At 34.4% G+C, this 16,098-nt stretch carries 15 protein-coding genes, 1 tRNA gene and 1 pseudogene; 7 read left to right on the top strand and 10 right to left on the bottom strand.

The window, feature by feature from the left end; genetic code table 11:
- Positions 1-70: 70 nt before the first annotated feature.
- Complete coding sequence (locus DF185_RS04275; RefSeq protein WP_110359509.1) at positions 71-376, top strand: hypothetical protein; 306 nt, start codon at positions 71-73, stop codon at positions 374-376.
- 110 nt (positions 377-486) lie between these two features.
- The gene (locus DF185_RS04270; protein WP_110359508.1) at positions 487-1,110 is read left to right on the top strand and encodes a YqaA family protein; all 624 of its coding nucleotides are present in this window, start codon (positions 487-489) and stop codon (positions 1,108-1,110) included.
- Positions 1,111-1,402: 292 nt separating this feature from the next.
- Here DF185_RS04270 and DF185_RS04265 read toward each other — a convergent pair.
- The 3 genes from DF185_RS04265 to DF185_RS04255 form a co-directional block, all read right to left on the bottom strand.
- Positions 1,403-1,484, bottom strand: a tRNA-Leu gene (locus DF185_RS04265).
- A 154-nt stretch (positions 1,485-1,638) separates the two neighbouring features.
- Positions 1,639-1,989 (bottom strand): hypothetical protein, encoded by a 351-nt coding sequence (locus DF185_RS04260; RefSeq protein ID WP_110359507.1) that lies wholly within the window; start codon positions 1,987-1,989, stop codon positions 1,639-1,641.
- A gap of 46 nt (positions 1,990-2,035) precedes the next feature.
- Complete coding sequence (locus DF185_RS04255; RefSeq protein WP_133249952.1) at positions 2,036-2,371, bottom strand: DUF6686 family protein; 336 nt, start codon at positions 2,369-2,371, stop codon at positions 2,036-2,038.
- A gap of 234 nt (positions 2,372-2,605) precedes the next feature.
- Between DF185_RS04255 and mnmE the strand changes: the two genes are divergently transcribed.
- The 4 genes from mnmE to DF185_RS04235 all read left to right on the top strand — a co-directional run bounded on the left by mnmE (position 2,606) and on the right by DF185_RS04235 (position 6,632).
- A complete protein-coding gene (mnmE, locus tag DF185_RS04250) occupies positions 2,606-4,003 on the top strand; it encodes a tRNA uridine-5-carboxymethylaminomethyl(34) synthesis GTPase MnmE (protein WP_110359505.1) in 1,398 nt (465 codons plus the stop codon).
- Positions 4,004-4,245: 242 nt separating this feature from the next.
- Positions 4,246-5,160, top strand: a complete 915-nt coding sequence (locus DF185_RS04245; protein WP_110359504.1) for a helix-turn-helix domain-containing protein — start codon at positions 4,246-4,248, stop codon at positions 5,158-5,160.
- Between the two features lie 2 nt (positions 5,161-5,162).
- A complete protein-coding gene (locus DF185_RS04240) occupies positions 5,163-6,263 on the top strand; it encodes a tyrosine-type recombinase/integrase (RefSeq protein WP_110359503.1) in 1,101 nt (366 codons plus the stop codon).
- A 12-nt stretch (positions 6,264-6,275) separates the two neighbouring features.
- A complete protein-coding gene (locus DF185_RS04235) occupies positions 6,276-6,632 on the top strand; it encodes a helix-turn-helix domain-containing protein (RefSeq protein WP_207784581.1) in 357 nt (118 codons plus the stop codon).
- 27 nt (positions 6,633-6,659) lie between these two features.
- Here the strand turns inward: DF185_RS04235 and DF185_RS24165 are convergent, their stop codons facing one another.
- Both DF185_RS24165 and DF185_RS23925 read right to left on the bottom strand, forming a co-directional pair.
- Positions 6,660-6,866, bottom strand: coding sequence for a JAB domain-containing protein (locus DF185_RS24165; protein WP_369073409.1), 207 nt, complete (start codon positions 6,864-6,866; stop codon positions 6,660-6,662).
- Between the two features lie 35 nt (positions 6,867-6,901).
- Complete coding sequence (locus DF185_RS23925; RefSeq protein ID WP_243421750.1) at positions 6,902-7,153, bottom strand: MPN domain-containing protein; 252 nt, start codon at positions 7,151-7,153, stop codon at positions 6,902-6,904.
- Positions 7,154-7,526: 373 nt separating this feature from the next.
- Here DF185_RS23925 and DF185_RS04225 point away from each other — a divergent pair, with 373 nt between their 5' ends.
- Complete coding sequence (locus DF185_RS04225) at positions 7,527-8,333, top strand: restriction endonuclease (protein ID WP_110359501.1); 807 nt, start codon at positions 7,527-7,529, stop codon at positions 8,331-8,333.
- 167 nt (positions 8,334-8,500) lie between these two features.
- On the opposite strand, the pseudogene DF185_RS04220 reads toward DF185_RS04225, so the two are convergent.
- The 5 genes and pseudogenes from DF185_RS04220 to DF185_RS04200 form a co-directional block, all read right to left on the bottom strand.
- A pseudogene (locus DF185_RS04220) lies at positions 8,501-8,758 on the bottom strand (HU family DNA-binding protein); the annotation flags it as partial.
- Positions 8,759-8,856: 98 nt separating this feature from the next.
- Entirely contained in the window at positions 8,857-12,147 is a 3,291-nt protein-coding gene (locus DF185_RS04215) for a DEAD/DEAH box helicase (RefSeq protein WP_110359499.1), read from the bottom strand.
- Positions 12,148-12,553: 406 nt separating this feature from the next.
- Positions 12,554-12,766 (bottom strand): JAB domain-containing protein, encoded by a 213-nt coding sequence (locus tag DF185_RS04210; RefSeq protein ID WP_110359498.1) that lies wholly within the window; start codon positions 12,764-12,766, stop codon positions 12,554-12,556.
- A 44-nt stretch (positions 12,767-12,810) separates the two neighbouring features.
- Positions 12,811-14,256 carry a PDDEXK family nuclease gene (locus tag DF185_RS04205; protein ID WP_110359497.1) on the bottom strand — a complete coding sequence of 482 codons (1,446 nt, stop codon included), beginning with the start codon at positions 14,254-14,256 and terminating at the stop codon, positions 12,811-12,813.
- Between the two features lie 232 nt (positions 14,257-14,488).
- Positions 14,489-16,075, bottom strand: a complete 1,587-nt coding sequence (locus tag DF185_RS04200; RefSeq protein ID WP_133249951.1) for a hypothetical protein — start codon at positions 16,073-16,075, stop codon at positions 14,489-14,491.
- Between the last annotated feature and the right edge of the window lie 23 nt (positions 16,076-16,098).

The raw sequence follows: 16,098 nt of genomic DNA, 5'->3' as shown, positions 1-16,098 counted from the left end.
CTTGTTAAAGTTTCATAATTTTCACTTCAATAGGTTTGTTGTATGTCTATTTTTAATACTTTTGCCTATCATGTTATCGAAAATGAAAGAGAAACCAATATTTATTTTGCTGGTAAGTTTACTACTAATGCTGGCTACCGCGCTGAATTCAATTGACATTCAGCAGGACACTTCTCTTTCCTTTAATGTAGAGAATAGTTCCGATTCGCAGGATACTTCTTCCGATTTAGAAGAAATGGACAGTGAAGATCTGGATGAGTTTTCGAAATTTACTTATGCATTTTTCGCGAACGTGATTCTACAAGAGCATTTTCAGGATTACCAGATCTCTGATACCAAAATCTTTCAATTAACTACACCGCCGCCCCAGGTGTAAACCAGTGTTTTATCTTATTTTATTACCATTTGTAGCTCATCAACCCATGAGTTTGGTAGTTCATGTTTAATTTTTAGATCTTGCTTTACTGCAAGAATTACAGTTGTTTTATGAAATTACAATCAAGCAAGAAGAGCCGTAAACCAAGACTTGTGCTCTTACACCAATACTATTCATACACCGGATTTTACAATTTTATCATTACAAATTTGAAGAAGGCCATTCTACCCTTACTTCTGATTGTAGGATTATTGTTCTTTCTGGAATACTATGTGCTCGATTTTGAGAACCTCTTCTATACAACTACTAAGGATTTGCCTACCATTGGCCTGTTGAGCGTATTCTTTGTCTCCGAATCCTTTCTGGGACTTATTCCCCCTGAACTATTCATTGCATGGGTTAAAACCCTTCCAAGTCCTATAGTTTATCTATCGATATTGGCACTTCTATCCTATTTGGGCGGTTGTGTCTCTTATGCCATTGGGCGATTGGTACTCCGCATTCCAAGCCTGAAGAACTGGATAGAAGTAAAGATTGGCAAACACATTCAGAACATCCGTAAATGGGGAGGATTTCTGATTATTGTAGGAGCATTGCTCCCAATTCCTTTCTCCATTGTAAGTATTGCTTCCGGAATTATCCGATTTAGCTTTAAAAAGTACTTGTTCTATGGTTTATTCCGCTTTTTAAGATTCTATTTGTTTGCTATCGCGATATTCAAATTAATGAGCTAATCAGTAAGCAATGAGCAATTAACAGTGAATAATTATTAATAATAACCAGTAAGCTGTAAAATGAGAACAAGCAAAAATACTTTTTAGGGTATTTATGGGAATCGAAAGAGCTTACTTTTCAAATTATACTTGAATAATAAGACTTCTTTGTAGATACGGCAATAGTGCCGTATTTGCAAAACCAATTTGAAGAGCCTTTCTTTACACACTCATCAGTAAATAAAGAAGTTTAAAACATCCCATCAAAATCATGGATATAAAAAAAGGACCAACTTTCGTTGATCCTTTTCTGTGCGGATGAAGGGACTCGAACCCCCACGCCTCTCGGCACTAGATCCTAAGTCTAGCGCGGCTACCAATTACGCCACATCCGCGTTTCGTTGATTGCGGTGCAAATATGAGGTTTTTTTCTTTTCCCACAAAATTCTTTTCGATAAAAAATCTCACCAATCCCTTTAAAAATGCAAGATTCAGCTACAACAGCCTGATTTTCAAACGAAGATTTTTTACAAAAAAAATTCACTTTTATTACTCAATTGGCTTCATCACAAAAACACCATAACACTCATGGTGGTCGTAGCTGTGACCCACAATTTGATTCTGAGAATTTAATACCCCTTCCCATGTATCCAAATGATATTCAAACTGCTTTTCACAATCCAAAAGCTCCACCTTTGTACCAGTTACGCTAAAATTGGTACCATCAAAGCTTCCTTCTACATCTTGCTGTACACGAAAAGGAGTTTCTCCTTCAATTCTTTCGGTATAAACAACAACTCCGGTAATCTTCTCTCCTTCTTGGGTAAATTCGGCAAAACCTTCATCGGTACCAAAACCAAAATCTTCGTTAAACGACCAACGTCCTGTAATGTTCTTCATTAATTTGAGGTATTTAATAAATGAGAAGCAAAAGTAGGAAACTTATTTAGTTTAGGCTAAAATCAATCTCAAGTTTCGACATGTTGATAATATTTGTATCCAGCTGTAGCAGGCAAAGTCTTTTTAAGTCCTCTAACTCACCAGGATGCAGCATGAAGTTGCAACCACCTCCACCAATGGGAATTACAATTTTTCTTTGATAAGGCGAATGGGCATTCTGCTTTACAGCTGCCTCAATATTAATATCGTGTAGGTATTCGGCGAACTGATAGTATTTATCCTTGGTCGAAAAATTGATGTTCATATTGTTGAATTCCATATGTATAGACTGGCAAGAATCACACTTAAATAGACAACCATTGGACGTTCTGTTGTATATCATACTCTTCTTATTTAGATTAAATATACAAATCAATCGAAAATATGATGCTTTAGCAATACCAAGATGTTGGGATATTTGAAAATCCAAAACTAAAAGTCCCAAATCTCAATTTTGAAATTCACAATTGATAATTCATCATTCCGCATTTATAATTCATAATTCTCAACTATCTTTGTTGATTCTAAATCTGGAACGGGCAATACTGCCTGTTTTCAACATTTAAATGATTTGTTTATGATCGATCAATCTACCATATGCGCAATATCAACTGCTCCGGGTAATGGAGCCATTGCCATTGTGCGCCTTTCGGGAGAACATGCTCTCGACATTTGCGAGAAAGTTTTTACGCCTGTTAAAAGCAAAAAAATAAGTGAACAAAAAGCCAATACCGTACATTTTGGAACCATTCAGGACGAAGATGAGGTTATTGATGAGGTGTTGGTAAGCTTGTTTAAGGCTCCACACTCCTACACCGGCGAAAATTCGGTTGAAATCGCTTGTCACGGTGCCCCTTTTATTCAGCATCGCATATTGCAGACTTTAATCAAGAATGGAGCTCGTACAGCCAATCCTGGTGAGTTTACCCAGCGTGCCTTCTTGAATGGTAAAATGGACTTGTCGCAGGCCGAGGCGGTTGCCGATTTGATTGCTTCCAACTCTGCTGCTGCCCATAAAGTGGCACTACAGCAAATGCGTGGTGGATTTTCAAGCGAAATTGCCGGTTTGCGTGAGCGATTGCTCAACTTCATCTCTTTAATTGAGCTAGAGCTTGATTTTAGCGAAGAGGATGTAGAATTTGCGGACAGAACACAATTGACCAATCTGGTAAACGAAATTCAAAGCCTGATTCAGAAATTGGTGGATTCCTTCGAATTAGGGAATGTGATTAAGAATGGAGTTCCTGTAGCCATTGTAGGAAATACCAATGTAGGGAAATCTACCTTGCTGAATGCACTTTTAAATGAGGACAGAGCCATTGTATCAGATATTGAGGGTACAACCCGCGATGTGATAGAAGATACCATCAATTTGGGCGGAATTACCTTCCGATTTATCGATACTGCGGGTATCAGAACCACCAAGGATCGAATTGAGAGCATGGGTATCGAACGTACTTACAGCAAGATGAAGCAGGCTCAAATCGTAATGCTTTTGGTAGATGCCGACCGTGATATGGATCGCATTAACGAATCGCTTGCCAGCGTAAACAAAACCATCGACCGCGATTCTCAGCATCTTGTGGTTTGTATCAACAAAATCGACTTGATTGAAAATCCTCAGGAAATCGCCAAAAATTTAATTGGTATGCAAACGGAAGACAAATTGTTGTTCATTTCGGCCAAACAGAAGCAAAATATCGATGCACTTACCTCCGAATTATTAAAATCGGTGAACATGAGCAAGGTGAACGAGCAGGATGTGATTGTAACCAACATTAGACATTTTGAAGCTTTTAAAAACGCCTTGGGCAGCATCGATCGTGTAAATGACGGACTGCAAACACAAATCCCAACCGACTTCCTAGCACAAGACATCCGTGAATGCCTTCATTTTCTTGGTGAAATCACTGGTGACATCTCAACTGATGAAGTTTTAGGAAACATATTTAAGAATTTCTGTATCGGTAAATAAATCAGAGAAAATTGCAGTAATAACAAGATACTATCATCTCTAACTAACACTAGTAAAGCCCCTTATAATTAAGGGGTTTTATTTTAAGACACCTTTTCTCCCTACAATCATATGTTATTTGTATCTCATTTGTATTTTCCATCATAGTTTTGTAAATTGCACTAAACAGCTATTGCAAGATAGTGTATAATTTAGACTTATATAGACTATGTGATAAGTGAGTTGACAAAAACGGAGAGATAATGAGTAGTAATCTACAAATAGAAAAGACTTGTCAGTGGTGTAAAAAAACATTTGTTGCAAAAACAACAACGACTAAGTATTGCTCGCACAGTTGTAACTCCAAAGCTTATAAAGCGAAGAAAAGAAGAGAAAAAGAAAGCAAATATAAGCGTCAGAACGTAATTGACTATTCAGAACAATCAATTGAAATTCTTAAATCAAGAGAGTTCTTAAAAGTTGCTGAAGCATCAGCATTACTAGGCTTAAGTAGACAAACCGTTTACAACCTTATTTACAGCGGACAACTAAAGGCATCCAAAATATCTCCACGAATAACCCTAATTAAAAGAAGTGATATAGATGAAATGTTTTCGAATGCCAAAACACTTCAAATTAATCCAACCTCTAAAAATGAAAAGCAGCCGGAATTTTATTCCATCACTGAGATAAAGAATAAATTTAATGTCGGAGACACTTGGGCCTATAAAATCATAAGAGAAAAGAAAATTCCAAGGATTAAAAGAAAAGGCAAAAGCTATTACAGTAAAACTCATGTGGACAACCACTTTAAGAAACACCTTTCTTCCAAAACACGTGAAGTAAATGATTGGGCGAGAATTGATGATCTCATGAAAGAGCTTCATATGACTGAAACAGCTATTTATTCACTAGTATCAAGAGTTGGAATACCTAAAAAGAGAGATGGCAGGCATATGCTCTATTCTAAAAATCATATTTTGATAGAAAGAGGTCTAATCAAAAAAGAAGAACCTCAATATTATACTTCAGAAGAGGCTATGTTGAAATATAATATTTCAAGAGATAGTCTTTATGCTCTTATTAAAAAGTACAGCATTCCAAAAATTAAAGCTGGACGATACATTAAAGTCGCAAAGACAGAACTTGACAACTTATTTAATCCCAAAGTCGACTAGCTATGACGTGCACTAAGGTTACATTAAGAAAGAAAGCTATATCGAAAGGCAGATACTCGTTGTTTCTTGATTATTATCCCGCGATAAGAAATCCTGCTACCATGAAGATGACACGTCGGGAATATCTAGGCATATACATCTATCAAAATCCTAAGACAACTATAGAAAAAGAATATAATAAAGAAGTTCTGCATAAAGCGGAAGGTATAAGAGCGATTCGCGTGCAATCATTAATAAACGAAGAATTCGGTTTCCTGGATAAACACAAGCAAAAAGCTAACTTTTTAAACTTCTTTTATGAAGTTGCATTAAGCAAAGATCAAAAATGGATGATGGTATATGCCCATTTTTCAATTTTTGTAAACGGTCAATGCAAATTTGAAGATGTTACTATTGATTTATGCCGAAGTTTTCGGTCTTATCTTTTAAATGCGAAACAGCTAAAGAATAAAAAACTAAACGTTTCTAATAATTCAGCGGCAAGTTATTTTTCAACATTCAGGGCACTATTGAAAATAGCCTACAGAGATAAATACATACCTGAAAACATCAACAACTATCTTGAAAAAATTGAGACAGAGGATACAAAAATTGAATATCTAACACTGGAGGAGTTAAAAAAACTTGCCAATACTCCTTGCAATATCCCCGTTCTTAAGTCAGCTTCACTGTTCTCTTGCCTTACCGGCCTTCGCATAAGTGATGTGCTTAAGTTAGATTGGAACGAAATTGTTTTGGCTTCTGACGGAGAATTCTGCATGAGAATCCGAACTGAAAAAACCGAAACGGAAACAACACTCCCCCTTAGCAAAGAAGCATTAGAACTTTGCGGCAAACCTGGTAGTGGAAAAGTGTTCGAAGGATTAGAGCGAAGTATGGTTTATCAGCCACTTAAGAAATGGATTGAGCAAGCTGGAATCACAAAAAAAATAACTTTCCACTGTTTTCGACACACTTTTGCAACTCTGCAAATAGCATTAGGGACTGACATTTACACAGTGTCAAAAATGCTAACTCATAAACATGTTTCAACAACTCAAATTTATGCAGATTTGGTTAATTCTAAGAAACGTGAATCCGCTAATAAAATAAGTTTAAAATAAGCCAAGAAATATATGATGAAAGAAGATGAATTAACTTTTGAAAAATTACCATTAGCTGTCGCACATCTTATAAAAGAAGTAAATGAGTTGAAGTTGCTAATTGAATCAGATAAGAAAGCAACACCTCAGGAACGAAAACCAATTGGGATTGATAAGGCAAGCAAACTCATTTTGAAGTCCAGATCAACTATATATGAATATGCTCGAAAAGGATTAATACCTTGTTACAAAACCGGTAGGAGGCTATACTTTTACGAAGATGAATTAATAGCCTGGATTAATAATGGAAAAAGAAAAACACATGCTGAACTATTAGATGAAATCCATAAAGAAATTAATTATGGGAAAAATCGTTTTTCAAGAAGATAGTTTAGTCAACTAACAGATATACCTTTATCAGGATAAGCCTTCATCCGCTAAAGAGCAATAAGATTCACTGGTTATAATAACATGATCCAAAACTGGGAGGTCAAGTAACTTTCCTGCATCTATAAGCTTTCTGGTTAACTTTAAATCAGCGTCACTTGCATTCAGGGCTCCAGATGGATGGTTATGAATGGCAATAATAGAGGATGCATTGCATTTTAGAACAACCTGAAACACTAATTTAGGATCAATATTAACCCCAGACAGACCTCCTACAAACAAACAAACAAACAAACAAACAAACAAACAAACAAACAAACAAACAAACTGGACATCCCTATTACTCTGTTTGACCTGGAAAGCAATAGAATCTTGAACGATTCGCGATAATCCACATCTATCATCCATCCAGGATAAACCAGATCATAAACATCTTTGGAGCAAGTAATTTTTGGCTGATCTGATACCTGTAATCTGTGAGAATAAGAAACAGAAATCTCATTAAGCGAAAATAAATTATTCATTTTAATCACCCCTGCCTTGGGGATTTATTAGGGCTTCTGGCACGCCATTAAATTTTGGCATACCACATTGAGCCGATTGGATTCGTGTCAAGGGTGAATGTCTGTTTTTGATGAGACAGCGAAAACTGACCGAATCCGGAGGCTAGCTGACAATTGAAGATTGACATTCCCAGCCGCCCTTGACTTTTCCAATTGGTGATGAATAACTTTGACTCAATTTAATAGAGTGAGAGAGTTACCTTTTAAACAATTCTATACCAATAGTATATTTTTCCTACATACCATTAGGTATCGATACAATATGTAACTACTTTAGAAGTTCCGGATATGTTATTTCCCGATTCTAATTTTTATTGAATGACTAAACGATATCATGATAGCAGATTACACTAGTTATATTACAGAAAGAGGAGCTTATGGGATGAATTCCAGAAGTGATAACAAGGAATTGTTTTTTAATGAATGGACTAAATGCAAATACTGTCACAATGAACTAGAGAATATTCATAATAGAGGCCTAGTAGATTTTAAGACAATAGAAGGAGTTAATTGGCATAAATCTGAAGGGGTTATAAGGTGTACTAAATGTGGATGGTGGCAGCATACATTTCACAGTTATTTGGAAGGAGAACAGGAAGGCTTTAAGGATTGGCAATTAGATGTAAACAGTGCCACTTTGAGAAGATTTGATGTAAGTTCAAATGAAGTTCCCATCTTATCGCTTCGAGCATACCTTACACAACAAAATGACAAAGTTTTTGAGATTCACCACAGAAAAATGGAAGAACTTGTCGCATCGGTTTTTAAGGATCATTTCTCCTGTGAAGTGAAACTCGTTGGTAAAACAAATGACGGTGGAATTGACCTCATTTTGGTAAATTCTGATACGCCGACCCTTATTCAAGTAAAAAGGCGAAAAACAAAAAACAAAACTGAATCAGTTAAAGAGATTAGGGATTTGTTAGGTGCTACAGTCTTGAAAGGTGCCAAAAATTGTGCATTTGTCACAACTGCAGATCACTTTTCACCAAAAGCGATAGATGCTGCTAAGCGTGCAATAACCAATAACATCGTTGACACGTTTGAACTCTTTGACCATAACAGATTTTTTGACATTCTTAATTCACTTGGAACGCCTAATAGATTTGAATTTGAAAGATTAATTCAATTAAATGATTAACAATCTATCGAGAAGCAAAATTAATACTCGCTTATACCAGAGTACCTAATTTACACTTCAACACACCATAATAGCCCAACAAAACATCGCCACAATTTAACTGAATAATAACCAAAAACAAACGGCCACCAAATTCGGTGACCGTTCCTATCTGAATTAAAAAAAATCTAATTTACTGCTTCATCAATAGCTTTACCCGCTTTAAACTTCACTACTTTCTTAGCGGCAATCTGAATCTCTTTCCCGGTTTGTGGGTTTCTACCGGTTCTGGCAGCTCTTTCAGAAACTGAGAATGCACCAAATCCAATCAATTGGGTACTCTCTCCTTTTGCCAAAGACTCTTTAATTGCCTCTACCATTGCATTTACTGCATTCTCACTGTCTGCCTTTGTCAACTCTGCCTTTTCAGCAATTGCTGAAACTAATTCTTGTTCTGTATTTAATTAAAACCTGAAAGTACTAAAAAACCATATATAAATGGAGGACTATACCACTTTCATGCAGAAAGCCTAGGCCAATATTTTTAATAATCCGATATAACATAGAATTCATTACCTGTTTTCTTAAGTAGTAAGTCTGTGGCGCCAAGTAATTTTAAATGTTCCTCCTCTTTAATTATAGCAGATTTAGAAATACCAGGCTGAACAACATAAATATCAAAATCGATTTGACAATATCCAGAAGTAAGCATATTCAAAATCGTTAGCATTTCATTACTTCCGCCTTTCTCATAGCGAGAATGTCTCCCTTGGCTTATCCTTTTTTCTTCTCGTCTCAACATATGATTGAGCAATTCAACCGCATAGTGCTTCCAATGGAAACTTCGTTGAGCCTGACCGCAAACCTCATACAAATCCTTCAAGCGTCCACCACTTTCAGTTTTACTTGAATACTTACAATGATACAGTTCAAAGAGCACTCTTCTGTCAGCAAAGTCAAAAGTTTTTATTGCGATTATATCGCTTGCTTCGTTTGCATCATCATCATCGAAAACAATACTGCAGTCGCTATTCGACTTTAACTTCTGGAGCATTCTGTATTGTATAGAATCAGACCTCTTCTCTTTTTTTTGTGACTCCTTTCTAATATCCACCCCATCCCAGTTTAATGGTAATATTTTGCTACTGTCGAATATGCTAATTTTACCCTTAAAAGGGAAAAAGATGTTATTATGCATTTTCGAATTATCGTGAAACCAGATGACAGGAGGGAATTCTAAAAACAAATCCACCAAATCAATTTCAATTTTTGAGCGACGAATTTTTAATGGATAACCACTAATGCGCTTATATTCAAATCCTCGTGATTTATCATCGTCTTTTAAAACTAGCTGATATGTCGTAACAACCCCCTCCAAATCAACAGAAAACGTAATAGAACTACGATCATTATCAACAACATCAATCGGATAATCGGCAAGTGGAAAATCTCGATATTCAAATTTGGTTGGATGACGATAAAACTCTTCATCCCACTTAATTGAAATTGGCTGTTTATCTACAGGCATTTCCTTCTTACGTTCCGGTTTCTGAATAAACTTAAATATATCTTCAGCATTAATCGATTCATCCAAAAGTTTATCTCCCATTTCATCACACCAACCACAAAAGTCAGGGATTGATTTCACAAGCTTCGTCCAAATGCGGCCTTTGGAAGAGCAACCAATTGTTACCTTTTCTCCATTTTCATATCCGACTCCGAATAAATTGGAGCTGGTCTTATTGTTGTCAAGTTCATCTAAACCACTAACAATCCCATTTCCTGCATACATTGTAAAGCTAATTGGACCATCCAGTACGGGTTTTAATCCCAGGTTGAAGAGTTCTAATTGAAAAATTCCATCCAGACATCTATATATGTTCGCTTCACAAAAAAGGTCATTATTGGCTCCACATATCGCATCAGCAAGCTTATTATGGGTCGAACCGTTGTTTGAACTGTTGATGAAAAGGAGTTTCTTTTCCCTATTTAGATAGATAAGATAAAGATCGTATTCACAATTAACCAAATCATCTATTTTCCCCCAATCTACAGGCTTAGTTTTCTTGGCAATTATAATTTGCAGGTCTTGTTCTTCATGCTCAACCGTAACTGTCTCGTATGTAGTTTCTGGAAAATATTTTGAGTGATTATCAGGTGTCCATTTAATTTTTGAATCATACAATTTAAAAACAACCGTACTCATAGCTGGCGTAATATTCCTGAAAGGAATTTTGTTAGGAATCTCAATCTCTGAAAAGTTTTTGAAGAAACTTTCCTCCTCAACTATGCCTTGAATAACATTTTCATTCGCATGGCGAATAATATTATCCCAATCCGAATCTTTCTGATATAGCTTACGCAAAGTACCCTTAAGCTTCGTATCAGTAATATTTGCAACTATTTTTGCATTTCCCAGCTTCAAACTAGATTCTCTGGTAAAACGACCAAAGAATTGAAATGATGTAGTAATATTTTTATGCAGATCATGCATTGCACAAATTTTCAATTGAGGAAGATCGAATCCTTCTCCCAACATATCCACGCAAATAATTATTTTATGAGATCCATTTTTAATTCTCTCAAGTATAGCTTTCCTTTCAGGCGCCGATTTTATACCACTATGAATAAATACAGGGTTTAAATCGGTGTATTTGGAATATATATCATTGTAAATCCTTTCAGCTTCATCCTTTTTATCAACACGAGCCATGAGTAGGTGGTCGTAACCTTTTTTACGATCCTCAATCAAAAGATCAACTGCTGTTTGAGCTATTTTCTCATCAGCCACCTGATGGTTAAATTCCAGTATTGGATGGAAATCAATTTTTTTAAAATAATTATCTTTTTGTGCCAGCGATAACGGGTAATTATATATTATATCACCAACTATACGTTTCTTATCATTTCGAAATGGTGTTGCAGTAAATAAAAGAACCTTTTTCCCAACTGCTTCCAAGTTCTCCTTAATATATTTCCAGGTTGTTGCCTGGCTATGATGAGCCTCGTCCACTACTAAATAATTGCACCAATCCAGAAATGCTTCTCGTATCTTTTCTTCTCCATCTAGTATTTTTTTTATTAACTGCGGAGTTGATACAATTACATTGCTACAGAGTATTTCATTTAAATCATCGAGAGATTTTAGACCAGTATTAAGAGTACACACCTTTGGATTTAAACTCTTATAAGATGCAATCTGGAATTTAGGATCTTTGAGAATACCTAAGGTTTTGAATTTTTCTGAAATCTGAGTACGCAGCGAGTCAGATGGTACTATCACGAGTAAGCCTGAGCATTGCTCCGCCAAAGTAAGACAAAGCATTGTTTCTGTTTTGCCTGTACCCGTAGGCATTACTATCAATGCTGTTTTATTAGATGTACTCCAATGTGCCTGAATCGAATGCAACGCTCCAATCTGCGGTGGTCTCAGACCAAATCTTTCCACCTCCCCGTTCTTACCCTTTAACTCTTTCCTATACCTAAATGAATCCACCCAAGAACTTTTAATTTCGGACGAATCCGGCACATTTACATACAAAATCTCCTTTGCACATTTCGCTAGCGAATTCAGACTTTTATCCTCAATCTTACTAATATCAATGTAAAAAGCAGCATCGTAATCTTTGGGATAATTCGTTTTCTGAATAGAGAGAAAATAAACCTTGCCATTGGTAGATTTAAATATATATCCACTAAAATCAGATCCATTGTATTTTTCAATCATACCACTTTCAACACCTATGAAATATGAAACTTTATTCCCATTTAATGTCTCCGTAATAGACAAATTGAACTCAACGATTACATTTTCATTTGGAAACAGACTTTGCATATGTTTAGATTTTGTGTATTTAGTTTCTTTGTAAAGAAATGAGGTGAAATTCAAAGTTAACAAAAATGATTAATTGATAACCAACACATTTCCCAATCATTTAAAACTATCGCATATCACTCAATCCATCCATATCCCATCGAAATTATTCTCATTTTTTCCACTCTCCCAACCAGGTAAAATTTTCTCCTTTCCACCCCACTTTTCCAAAAACCTAACGTTTAAGCCTCTCCGTAGAGTGAAAAAAGTAGCACTTTTTTCACCATTTTTCAAGTCTTCAATCGAAGCGCGCTTGCAGAAAAGAGACGTAGAGATACTCTGGGCCACCCCTGTGCGGGATACTGAAACAACCTAATGAAGATAAAGATTGTAAGGAACTAGCAAACAGAATGAAATGATTGGAGGCTTATGAGGAAAAAATAAGATGATCAATCATTGGTAAATCCATTAATTCACCTTCCTGTGCAAGTTTACGTGTTATCTGAATATCAGCATCACTTGCCATTAGAATTCTTGATGTATGATTGTGCATTAGAATAATATTTGATGCATTGCACTTTAATGCAAACTGAAATACCAATTTGGGATCTACCGTTACGCTTGAAGTACCACCTTCGATTACTTGCGGATTTTAAGTGCAAACTCGTCCGAATTAAGACATAATCAATTAAAATACCTTTTAATTAAAACTTTATTTCTAATAACAAACCTTTCTATTTCAAATACAGACCAATTTTCTCTTGTTGATATATTATAATTAGCTGCAAAACCATCTAGCATATCATACAAAGTTGCATCTATCACGCCTGTGGTAAACACACCATATCCTTTAGCCCCATATTGCATAATTGTATTTCCTGCATCTCCAATTTTTGATGCACTTAAAGAAGATTTAGGCTTATAAAATTTACATTGAAATATAAATAACTCAGGATCTTTTCCAGAAACACTCCTTGTCCAAATGGTAATATCTCTACCTCCGTCACGAGACCTGGACTTTCCCATTTTTCTTATGGTACTATTATCGAATTTCGGATGAACATATAATATATCATAACATAGTTGTTCAAACTTTTCATCATCAAAAGTAGACCAATCCAATTTTATCTCTTCAGATAATCCCATAATGCAACTAACATTTTCGTATGTTGGATTTAACTCATCTCTAATGGCAGTTAGTTCTTTGAAATTGAGTTTCGCATTACTTAGGTAGAATACAAAATAGAAGAATGAATCTTTAACGATTAAAACATCTCCAAATTCTGAAAGCAGGTAGGTTGTGGTTTTTGGAGCATCAAACGCCATAAATCTACCTAAAGTATTTATAGCACAATTTCTCGCTTTGCTTAATTCTGATTTCACATTATGCCAAACTGCACAATATTGATTCGTAAATAGTGTTTTTCCTTTAAATTCAAACTTTTCAGCTTTTCCAATCTTATATTTCCGTTCAATTCCTGAGTATTCACTTAGTATTTTTATAACATTATAATTTATTGGAATAATCCATGAGTCTGTTGATACAAAAAAATTAGATTTGAGCTTTTTTGATGCAGCACTTTTCCAAAAGCCAAATTTACGTTCTGGATACTTTTTAAACTCCTCTTCTAAATATTTATCTTCGTCATCTGTAAAATCAGCTGCAATTTCAAAATAACCAGCATTCACTAAATTCGCATAATAACTATCAATTAAATCTGGAAAGTAAAATTCTACATTCTCCAATTGGGATTCATATTCAACAATATTCTCTCGATATTCAAACAGTTCACTTTCATCGAATTCATTTTTTTTGCTACAACTTTTAGAATTGCGATAAATAAAGTTTGCTAATTTTTGAATTTGTTTAGGTTTAAATGAAACAATAAAACTTAAATAATATTTGTCTCGGACTGCATTTCCATAGTTAATAATCTCAGAAAATTTAGCAATGCCTTCTGAAATAAATGAAACCTCTATATAATCCATCATTATATCAAGATTACTGTTGGTTACATTAATTGAGTCAAACGGAATTTCAAGCGCAATAGACTCATTGTTTCTAAAAATCTGAATAAGCTCTTCTTTGGAATCCAAACTATCATATATCTTATCATATCTAAGTTTCATTATGCAATGCTATTATGTCAGATTATTATTCTTAGTTTTCAGTCAAAAAAGTTCCTCATTTATAATAATCTTCCTGAATTTAATATCTCGAACATTAAAACCTCTTTTCTACAGCTTTTTATTGTTTTTTCGATTTCAGTTTGAATAATCTTACAGGCAAATGTGATCTTCCAGACATATTTTTTTTCATAGTATCTGTTTCTTCTGCATACGCAGGACAAGAGCTAAACACTTATGCTTCAATATTAACACCACAACGCATCAATACCTTTTCTTTTAAATCTTTAAAATATTGATAGTCTTCTCTTGTGATATTATTTCTATGAGGTATTTTATCAAATTTTTCCCAGGCCAATGCTAAATAACCATGATATGGATGATTATCATCCCAAGCCATTGAAGGACGGACTAAAATCTCTTCCAATTTTGTTTTTATTTCTTGAGTTTGGGATTTTGCTTCCATATTACAATAAAAACGCAATCCCTTATCTATAAGTTCAATTTTACTATCATCAGGATATTGTTTAGAACCTGTCAAGTAGTAAATAATTGTTCCAATACAATCAATTATATCATGGAATCGTCCATTGGGTTCATATCCATCTAATCGTTCTGTAGTTCTATCTAATTGACAGTAATATTCCAGCCACAAAAACGTATTATCTGTGATAATTTTAATGAGATGATGAATATTTCTATCTGTATTGTCTTCAACGATTTCTAAATTTTTTAAAAAGGCATCAATAAAGTAAGCATTATAATGTAAAAAGAAATGACAACCACCATAATTCTTCTTAATTGCTTCAAGAACCATTATCTTAAAAAATTGAATTGACAAGAAAACTCTAGATTCCCAGAACAGCTCCTCATTTCGGAATGGAGTTAAAAGGTAACTGTTCAGCCCCAAGTTTCTTTCTTCCTTAATTTCGTTTATTGCAGGATCACCAAAAGATTGCCAAATACTATTTACATCAGCTACAGATAAATCTAATAAAATTGATGCTAAAATTTTATTATTATCAAAAAACCAATCAGGTTGCCCATAATCATTATTTGTACTTTCTTTTAATTCATTAACCAACCAATAATTTTTTGAATTAAGTAATTCCTTAAAATAATTTGGACACAAAGAGTCTGGAAAATTTTGTCTATTTTCTTTATTACAGTGTGAAATTAAAGGTGAAAAAAAGTATGGGTTTTTATTACTAACAAAAGTGATAAAGCCTAAATCATTAATCACATTGTATAATATACGATTTGCATAGGAATGTCTATTGGGTTTTGATTTTGGGAATAACTTTCTTCGCCAAGAATTCAACTTTGTTTTAGTTTTTTGCCACCAGTTAGGTTCGTCTATTTCCCATTCATATTGATATACACCTCCATCACTCTTTTTTCTAATTATAGCAACAATATCTTTAGAATGATATTTTTCTATCAAATCAACTAGAAATGTTAACTCTCCTTTTTCAAGAAGGCTTTTATATAGTTTAACTACTTTATCAATATTTCTAAATGGAAAAAAAGAATAGTAAATCTTGTGAAAAATATAGAATAGAACTACAATTGAAATAACATACCCCCAATTGTTGGGATTATTCAATCCTAAATTTTTAAAGTAGAAAATTTTAAGAATCCAGTCCCTAGATTTGAATGATGAGTAATATGTGAAGTAATTAATTAGAATAAAACACACTCCAAATAAAAACACATCAAACTTACTATATTTTAATAATATGTGTTTTCTATCTTTTTCATTGATAATTGCAATGATTGCAATTACCAATGTAATCAACATTATTATATCGCTTACTGTCATTTAAAATACTTTTTAGAACTAAT

It is taken from the genome of Marinifilum breve (assembly GCF_003202155.1).
GTDB lineage: Bacteria > Bacteroidota > Bacteroidia > Bacteroidales > Marinifilaceae > Marinifilum > Marinifilum breve.
This window is presented reverse-complemented; position numbering and strand designations above follow the sequence as displayed.

Excerpts from the sequence above, each read along its gene's own strand:
- DF185_RS04275 (WP_110359509.1), top strand. The coding sequence starts at position 71 with ATGTTATCGAAAATGAAAGAGAAACCAATATTTATTTTGCTGGTAAGT.
- DF185_RS04270 (WP_110359508.1), top strand. The coding sequence starts at position 487 with ATGAAATTACAATCAAGCAAGAAGAGCCGTAAACCAAGACTTGTGCTC.
- DF185_RS04260 (WP_110359507.1), bottom strand. The coding sequence starts at position 1,989 with ATGAAGAACATTACAGGACGTTGGTCGTTTAACGAAGATTTTGGTTTT.
- DF185_RS04255 (WP_133249952.1), bottom strand. The coding sequence starts at position 2,371 with ATGATATACAACAGAACGTCCAATGGTTGTCTATTTAAGTGTGATTCT.
- mnmE (WP_110359505.1), top strand. The coding sequence starts at position 2,606 with ATGATCGATCAATCTACCATATGCGCAATATCAACTGCTCCGGGTAAT.
- DF185_RS04245 (WP_110359504.1), top strand. The coding sequence starts at position 4,246 with ATGAGTAGTAATCTACAAATAGAAAAGACTTGTCAGTGGTGTAAAAAA.
- DF185_RS04240 (WP_110359503.1), top strand. The coding sequence starts at position 5,163 with ATGACGTGCACTAAGGTTACATTAAGAAAGAAAGCTATATCGAAAGGC.
- DF185_RS04235 (WP_207784581.1), top strand. The coding sequence starts at position 6,276 with ATGATGAAAGAAGATGAATTAACTTTTGAAAAATTACCATTAGCTGTC.
- DF185_RS23925 (WP_243421750.1), bottom strand. The coding sequence starts at position 7,153 with ATGAATAATTTATTTTCGCTTAATGAGATTTCTGTTTCTTATTCTCAC.
- DF185_RS04225 (WP_110359501.1), top strand. The coding sequence starts at position 7,527 with ATGATAGCAGATTACACTAGTTATATTACAGAAAGAGGAGCTTATGGG.
- DF185_RS04215 (WP_110359499.1), bottom strand. The coding sequence starts at position 12,147 with ATGCAAAGTCTGTTTCCAAATGAAAATGTAATCGTTGAGTTCAATTTG.
- DF185_RS04205 (WP_110359497.1), bottom strand. The coding sequence starts at position 14,256 with ATGAAACTTAGATATGATAAGATATATGATAGTTTGGATTCCAAAGAA.
- DF185_RS04200 (WP_133249951.1), bottom strand. The coding sequence starts at position 16,075 with ATGACAGTAAGCGATATAATAATGTTGATTACATTGGTAATTGCAATC.